Raw genomic sequence first — 7416 nt, 5'->3', positions numbered from 1 at the left:
GTCGGCGCCGGCGATTCGTCGCTCGCCGGCTATCTCGTCGCCGAACGCGGCGGTCTCGGCCCGGCCGACCGACTCCGGCACGCCGTGGCCTACGGCTGCGCAGCCGTCACCCTGCCGGGCACCGAACTGCCCGGCCCCGATTCGGTCGATCCGGCCGCAGTGACCATCACCGACCTCGAGTCCCGCTCGCCGGTACTGCCCCACCACCCGTAAGGACCTGTCATGCCAGATATCGCACCCGCGATCATCGCCGCGGACCTCATCACGCTCGACGCCGACCTCGGCACCGACAAGGCCGCGGTGATCACCGCACTGGCGGAGCGGCTCACCCGCGCGGGCCGCGCCTCCGACGCCGAAGCACTCGCGGCCGCCGCCCTGGCCCGGGAGGACAAGTCGGCGACCGGTCTTCCCGGAGGCCTCGCGATCCCGCACTGCCGGTCCGAGGCGGTCACCGCGGCGTCGCTCGGATTCGCGCGGCTGTCCCCGAAGATCGACTTCGGTGCCCCCGACGGCCCCGCCGACCTCGTGTTCCTGATCGCCGCACCCGAAGGGGCCGGCGCCGAACACATGAAGCTCCTGTCGTCGCTGGCCCGCGCGCTCGTCCGGCCCGAGTTCGTCTCGTCGCTGCGCAGCGCCGCCACCGAAGCGGACGTCATCGCACTCGTCGAAGGCGTGCTGCCGCCACCACCCCAGCCCACACCGGAAACCCAGCCCACACCGGAAACCCAGCCCACACCGGAAACCCAGCCCACACCGGACACCCGGCCGGAAGGTGAAGCGGTGGCGGAACCACAGCCGGAACGCGAAGCCGAGACCACGCCGGCCGAGGCGGCCACCACCGAACGCACGATCGTCGCGATCACCGCGTGCCCGACCGGCATCGCCCACACCTACATGGCCGCCGACGCCCTCACCGCGGCAGGACAACGCGCCGGTGTCACCGTCCGCGTCGAGACCCAGGGCTCGAGCGGCAGCACTCCCCTGCCGGCCGCGGCCATCGCCGCCGCCGACGCGGTCATCTTCGCGACCGACGTCGGCGTCAAGGGCCGTGAGCGCTTCGCCGGCAAGCCGGTGGTCGCGTCCGGCGTCAAGCGTGCGATCAACGAGCCGGACGTGATGATCGCGGAAGCGGTTCGTGCCGCAGCCGACCCGTCCACCGCGACCGTCGAGGCCGGTTCGGCTCCCGCGGATGTGGAGGAGGCCGGGGGCGGCGAACTCGGCTGGGGCACCCGCATCCGGCAGATCCTGCTGACCGGTGTGAGCTACATGATTCCGTTCGTCGCGGCGGGTGGTCTGCTCATCGCGCTGGGATTCCTGCTCGGCGGGTACGACATCTCCGATTCGGCCGCCGATATCGTCGTGGACAACACCCTGTGGAATCTGCCGGCGGGCGGAGTCGCCACCTATCTCGGGGCCGTGCTGTTCCAGCTCGGGTCGCTGGCGTTCTCGTTCCTGGTGCCCGCCCTCGCCGGATACATCGCCTTCGCGATCGCCGACCGCCCCGGTCTGGCACCCGGTTTCACCGCGGGCGCGGTCGCGGTCTTCGTCGGCGCCGGCTTCATCGGCGGCCTCGTCGGCGGCATCATCGCCGGTTTCGCAGCCCTGTGGGTGGGACGGATCCCGCTGCCGGTGTGGGCGCGCGGCCTCAAGCCCGTCGTGATAATCCCGCTGCTCGCCACGCTCATCGTCGGCGCCCTGATGTTCCTGGTGCTGGGCCGGCCGCTGGCCGCGATCACCACCGGGCTCACCGACTGGCTCAACGGTCTGTCCGGCGGTTCCGCCGTGATCCTCGGCATGATCCTCGGCCTGATGATGTGCTTCGACCTCGGTGGCCCGGTCAACAAGGCCGCCTACGCGTTTGCGGTCGCCGGTCTGGCCGTCGACAACCACGCGTCGCTGCAGATCATGGCTGCGGTCATGGCCGCCGGCATGGTGCCGCCGCTGGCGATGGCCCTGTCGTCGACGCTGCGGCCGAAGCTCTACAGCACCGCGGAACGCGAGAACGGCAAGGCCGCGTGGCTGCTCGGTGCGTCGTTCATCTCCGAGGGGGCGATCCCGTTCGCCGCGGCCGATCCGTTCCGCGTGATCCCGTCGATGATGGTCGGGGGCGCCGTGACCGGCGCGATCGTGATGGCGACCGACGTCACGCTCACCGCCCCGCACGGTGGCGTGTTCGTGATCTTCGCGATGGACCGGGTCCTGTGGTTCTTCGTCGCCCTCGCCGCCGGCACGATCGTCGGCGCCGTCTGCGTCACGCTCGCCAAGGAATTGAAGCGCCCCGCCCACCTGACCGCCACGGCTCCGGCACCCGAGCCGGTCGCCGTCTGACCCACCGAACCCCGATTCGACCGATCGAAGGAGATCCCATGTCCAGCACCACCGTCACCGTCGGCTCGTCCATCGGCCTGCACGCCCGTCCCGCCGGGATCATCGCCGAGGCCGTCGTCGCGGCCGGCGTTCCCGTCACCCTCGCGGTGGACGGCGGCGAACCCGTCGACGCCGGTTCGGCACTGATGATCATGACGCTCGGCGCCACCCAGGGCACGGCCGTCACCGTCACCTGCGACGACGACGCCGTACTGGCGAAGATCGCGGAACTCGTGGTCGCCGACCTCGACGCCTGAGCGGGTCTCACCGGCGCGACGCCGGCCGGCCTCGGGCCGGTCGGCGTCGTCTGCGCCACCACCAGCCCGCCGCGGCCACCAGGACCACCGCGACACCGGCGGCTGCCGCGCCTTCTGCGACTGCGACACCGTTCGTCTCGGACACCGGTGCTGTGGTTTCCGGTGGTGCGAACAGGCCGGTCACCCCGCGCCACACCCGGATCTGCGGCATTGGACCGCCGTTCGACTCGGACGCCGTGAGCAGATCACCGTCCGGGGTGAACGCGACGGCTTCTCCCTGGGGTTCGCCGGCGACCGGGATGCGCAGCTGCGGGCCCGCGGTCAGTGCAGCCACCAGGTCGCCGTCCGGGGCATGGAACAGATACACGTCGGTGTAGGTGCGCACGGCCGCGACCGTGCCGTCGGCGCTGACCGCACCACCGGTGATCAGGGTCGACGATCCCCCGGCGAGCGGTCCCCCCGGGGTGTCGGTGGGTCCGAGCCGGAGCACACCGACCTGCTCGAGCGGATTCGGTCCGGGCGACGCGAGGTCCGTGAGGGTCTTCCCGTCCGCCGGCCGGTAGACGGTGCTCGCGCCGAACAAGGCCTTCGACACGAACAAGGGCACGCCGTCGCGACCGATGAGCAGGGTCTCACCGTCGCGGGCGCCGGTCGGGTAGGTCAGCCGGTACAGGTCACCGGCACCGGTGGCGGGGTCGAGGGAGATCAGCGCGACGGTCTCCCTGCGTGCGGCGTTGTCGCCGGTGTCGGACAGCCAGAGCCGCCGATCCGGTCCGGCCGCAAGGTCTTCCACGTCGTACGGGTCGACCGGTGCGGGGATGCGGCGCACGGCCGAGCAGTCGTCGCCGAGTTCGACGACCGACTCGTCCGCCCCCGCATCGGGTACCGCGAACAGGCGACCGCCGAGCATCGCGAGTCCGGACAGTTCCGCGAGTCCGGCGTCCGACGGGGTGCACAGCACCCCCTCCTGCACGTCCGCGACCGGCACGTCCTGCGTCTGGGCGCTCGCCGGTGTCGTTGCGGCGAGCGCCGCGAGCAGAACCGTCACCGCGACCGGCGCGGCCCCCACCCCCGTCCGCACTAGGCGGCGTACTCGACCAATGCCGAGGCCAGCGCCTTCGGTACGCGGGCGTGGACGCGCGTGCCGTCCTCGCCGTGCGCGGATTCGAGGATCTGCCCGTCCGTGTGGATGCGGGCCAGCAGATCTCCGCGCGTGTACGGCAGCATCACCTGGACCTCGACGTCCGGATCCTCGAGCAGTCCGGCGACCCGGTCGCGCAGCTCGTCGAGGCCCTCGCCGGTACGTGCCGATACGAAGACGGCGTCCGGAAGCAGGCCGCGCAGCTGCATCAGCATCACCGGATCGGCGGCGTCGATCTTGTTGACGACGATCAGTTCCGGCGGCGCGGGCGCATCGGACTCGCGCAGCACTTCGGTGACGACCTCGCGGACCGCCTTGATCTGCTCGGTCGGCATCGGGTCGGATCCGTCGACGACGTGCATCAGCAGATCCGCGTCCGCGACTTCCTCGAGGGTGGAGCGGAACGCCTCGACGAGCTGGGTCGGCAGGTGCCGCACGAATCCGACGGTGTCGGTCAGCACGAACTCGCGCCCGTCCGGCAGCGCCGCGCGCCGGGTGGTCGGATCGAGGGTCGCGAACAATGCGTTCTGCACGAGAACCCCGGAGCCGGTCAGCTCGTTGAGCAGGCTCGACTTGCCGGCGTTGGTGTATCCGACGATCGCCACCGACGGAATGCGGTTGCGCAGCCGGCGGGTCCGCTTGGTGTCACGGGCCGCCTTCATCGCCTTGATCTCGCGGCGCAGCTTCGCCATGCGTTCGCGGATGCGACGGCGATCGGTTTCGATCTTCGTCTCACCGGGGCCGCGCAGACCCACGCCTCCGTTGCTGCCGGCGCGGCCACCGGCCTGCCGGGACATCGATTCACCCCAGCCTCGCAGTCGCGGCAGCATGTATTCCATCTGGGCGAGCGAGACCTGCGCCTTGCCTTCCCGGGAGGTGGCGTGCTGGGCGAAGATGTCGAGGATCAGGGCGGTCCGGTCGATGACCTTGACCTTGACGACCTTCTCCAGTGCGGTGAGCTGGGCGGGGGTGAGTTCACCGTCGCAGATGACGGTGTCGGCGCCGGTCGCGAGGACGACCTGCCGCAGCTCGTCGGCCTTGCCGGAGCCGATGTAGGTCGCGGCGTCCGGCTTGTCGCGCCGCTGGACGAGGCCCTCGAGAACCTCGGAACCCGCGGTTTCCGCGAGTGCGGCGAGCTCGGCGAGACTCGCCTCGGCCTGGGCGGCGGTTCCGCCGGTCCACACGCCGACGAGCACCACTCGCTCCAGACGGAGCTGGCGGTACTCGACTTCGGTGATGTCTTCGAGTTCGGTGGACAGTCCCGCGACGCGGCGCAGTGCACTGCGATCCTCGAGCTGCATCTCGCCGACCGACGGGTCGTCGGTGGTCCATCCGTCGTATTCGGTGCGGTCCTCGGTCACGGACTCCCCGTTGCGCGGTGTCTTCGTCATACGCTGTGTGTTCGTCATACAAGATCCATGGTCCCACGCCGCCCGAGTCCGTGCATTCGAGTTTTTCCCGGCATCGCGGACACGCCGGGATCCAGGACGGACCCGCCGGAGCTCAGGCCGGATCTCAGGACAGGGCCGACCACCAGGAATCGGCGATGGTTCCGGTCGCGACCAGCACGGACGGGCCGCGCAGGGACGCGCGCGAGTCCTCGATCCGCACCTCCACGGTGCCGCCGGGGATCCGCACCTGGACGAGACCGGAGTCGGCGCCGTCGAAGCGCAGCGCAGCCATCGCCGCGGCGACGGTCCCGGTGCCGCACGACCGGGTCTCCCCCACTCCACGCTCGTGGACGCGCATCTCGACCGCGCCCGACGTGATGGGAGTGAGGAACTCGATGTTGACGCCGTGCGGGAAGAAGCCCGGATCGTAACCGGGCGCGGACAGATCGAGCGCGGCCAGACCGGTGCCCGCCAGCTGCGGGTCGACGCACGCCAGGTGCGGATTGCCGACGTCGATGCCCAGGCCCTTGTACACGCGTCCCTCGACGGTGGCGGTGGACGCCCCCAGCTCGCGCACGACACCCATGTCGACGGTGACCTCGCCGTCGACCGGGCCGGCCGCGTGCACCTGCACGGGCTTGCCCCCGGCCCGGCTGCCGACCACGAAGTCGGTGCGGCTCTCCAGACCCTGGGCGCACAGGTAGTGCGCGAAGACACGGACGCCGTTGCCGCACATCTCGGCGATCGAGCCGTCGCCGTTGCGGTAGTCCATGAACCAGTCGTCGGCGCCGGTACCGTCGGGCAGTTCCGCGAGCACCCCTCGCTCGACGAGCGCGCCGGCCCGAGCGACCCGCAGAATGCCGTCGGCGCCGAGACCGCGGCGGCGGTCGCACAGGGCGGCGACCCGCTCCGGCGCGAGGTCCAGCCGGGCGTCGGGGTCGGGAAGAATCACGAAATCGTTCTCGGTGCCGTGCCCTTTGCTGAACTCCATGCCGGTCAGCTTATCGAGCCGCTCGTCGCGCCCACGACGCGCAGGGCCGCGGCCGTCAGGTCCGGGTCGGCGCCGTCGAGCCAGTGGACTCGTGGATCGCGGCGGAACCAGGATCGCTGGCGGCGGACGTACCGGCGGGTGCCGAGGAACGTGCGCTCGCGGGCATGCTCGAGGTCGCAGTCACCGTCGAGATGTTCGAGCACCTGGGCGTAGCCGATGGCCCGTTTCGCGGTCACCCCGTCGCGCAGTCCGTGGTCGAGCAGTCCGCGTACCTCGTCGACGAGGCCCCGCTCGAACATCAGGTCGGTGCGCCGCGCGATGCGCTCGTCGAGTTCGGCGGTGTCGCGGTCCACCCCGAGGATCACGGTGCCCCAGCGCGGTTCCCCCCGCTGCGGTTGCGACGCTGCGAACGGCCGGCCGGTCAGCTCGACCACCTCGAGCGCCCGCACCATGCGGCGCCCGTCGGTCGGCAGGATGGTCGCGGCCGCGACCGGGTCGGCCTGCTGCAGCGCCGCGTGCACGGCGGCGAGACCGCCCTCGGCGAGTACCGCCTCCCACTTGGCGCGGACCTGTGGGTCCGTCGCCGGGAACTCCCATTCGTCGAGCAGGGCCTGCACGTACATCATCGAGCCGCCCACGATGATCGGGACCGCTCCGCGCGCACGGATCGCCTCGACGTCCGCGGTGGCGGCCTCCTGGTAGCGGGCGACGGTGGCGGTGTCGACCACGTCGAGCACGTCGAGCTGGTGGTGCGGGATGCCGCGGCGTTCGGCGACGGTCAGCTTCGCGGTACCGATGTCCATGCCCCGGTACTGCTGCATCGCGTCGATGTTGACGATCTCGCCGCCGAGCTCGCACGCCAGGTCCAGGCCCAGGTCGGATTTGCCGGTGGCGGTCGGCCCGACGACGGCGACGGGGACGGGCGCGCTCACGGTCGCCACGTCCCGACATGATAGCCGACTCCGTACGGTGCGCCGCGGTAGGCGATCTTCACCGCGCTCGGTGCCGTGGTGAACGCACCGGCGAGAACGTGCCAGGCGGCGCGTCCGTCGAGGACGATCTCGGCGCACAGGTCGGGGTCGAGCGCGGCCAGCGCCGACGGATCCCCGGCGGCGAGTGCGGCAGCGAGGTCGGTTTCGACGGCCTCGGCACGCGCGTCGAACGCGCCCGGTGCCTTGGCGGTCAGGGTCGCTGCGCCGTCGGCGATCACCAGCAGCCCGCGGCGGGTGTCGTCCTCGTCCAGTTCGGTCCGCAGCCGCTGCCCGAGCC

Annotated in this window: 6 protein-coding genes and 2 pseudogenes; 3 read left to right on the top strand and 5 right to left on the bottom strand. The window is 71.5% G+C overall.

The window, feature by feature from the left end; all coding sequences use genetic code 11:
• The 3 genes and pseudogenes from ACN675_RS26690 to ACN675_RS26680 form a co-directional block, all read left to right on the top strand.
• Positions 1–213 (top strand): annotated as a pseudogene (locus ACN675_RS26690) (1-phosphofructokinase); the annotation flags it as partial.
• 9 nt (positions 214–222) lie between these two features.
• Positions 223–2328, top strand: a complete 2106-nt coding sequence (locus ACN675_RS26685; protein ID WP_420753688.1) for a PTS fructose transporter subunit IIABC — start codon at positions 223–225, stop codon at positions 2326–2328.
• A 38-nt stretch (positions 2329–2366) separates the two neighbouring features.
• Complete coding sequence (locus tag ACN675_RS26680; RefSeq protein WP_420753687.1) at positions 2367–2624, top strand: HPr family phosphocarrier protein; 258 nt, start codon at positions 2367–2369, stop codon at positions 2622–2624.
• A gap of 7 nt (positions 2625–2631) precedes the next feature.
• On the opposite strand, the gene ACN675_RS26675 is transcribed toward ACN675_RS26680, so the two are convergent.
• From ACN675_RS26675 to ACN675_RS26655, 5 genes and pseudogenes are all read right to left on the bottom strand, one after another.
• Positions 2632–3693: a hypothetical protein gene (locus ACN675_RS26675; protein WP_420753686.1), complete on the bottom strand. Its 1062-nt coding sequence runs from the start codon at positions 3691–3693 to the stop codon at positions 2632–2634.
• Between the two features lie 11 nt (positions 3694–3704).
• Positions 3705–5156 carry a GTPase HflX gene (gene hflX, locus ACN675_RS26670; RefSeq protein ID WP_420753690.1) on the bottom strand — a complete coding sequence of 484 codons (1452 nt, stop codon included), beginning with the start codon at positions 5154–5156 and terminating at the stop codon, positions 3705–3707.
• Between the two features lie 124 nt (positions 5157–5280).
• Positions 5281–6147: a diaminopimelate epimerase gene (gene dapF, locus ACN675_RS26665; RefSeq protein WP_420753685.1), complete on the bottom strand. Its 867-nt coding sequence runs from the start codon at positions 6145–6147 to the stop codon at positions 5281–5283.
• Between the two features lie 5 nt (positions 6148–6152).
• The gene (gene miaA, locus ACN675_RS26660) at positions 6153–7079 is read right to left on the bottom strand and encodes a tRNA (adenosine(37)-N6)-dimethylallyltransferase MiaA (RefSeq protein WP_420753689.1); all 927 of its coding nucleotides are present in this window, start codon (positions 7077–7079) and stop codon (positions 6153–6155) included.
• Positions 7076–7416: pseudogene (locus tag ACN675_RS26655) on the bottom strand (hypothetical protein); the annotation flags it as partial. The gene miaA and the pseudogene ACN675_RS26655, both read right to left, overlap by 4 nt.

This window comes from Rhodococcus sp. O3, assembly GCF_048897285.1.
In the GTDB taxonomy this organism is placed as follows: Bacteria; Actinomycetota; Actinomycetes; order Mycobacteriales; family Mycobacteriaceae; genus Rhodococcus.
Note: the sequence above shows the minus strand (reverse complement) of the source record. Positions and strands in the feature narration are given on the sequence as shown.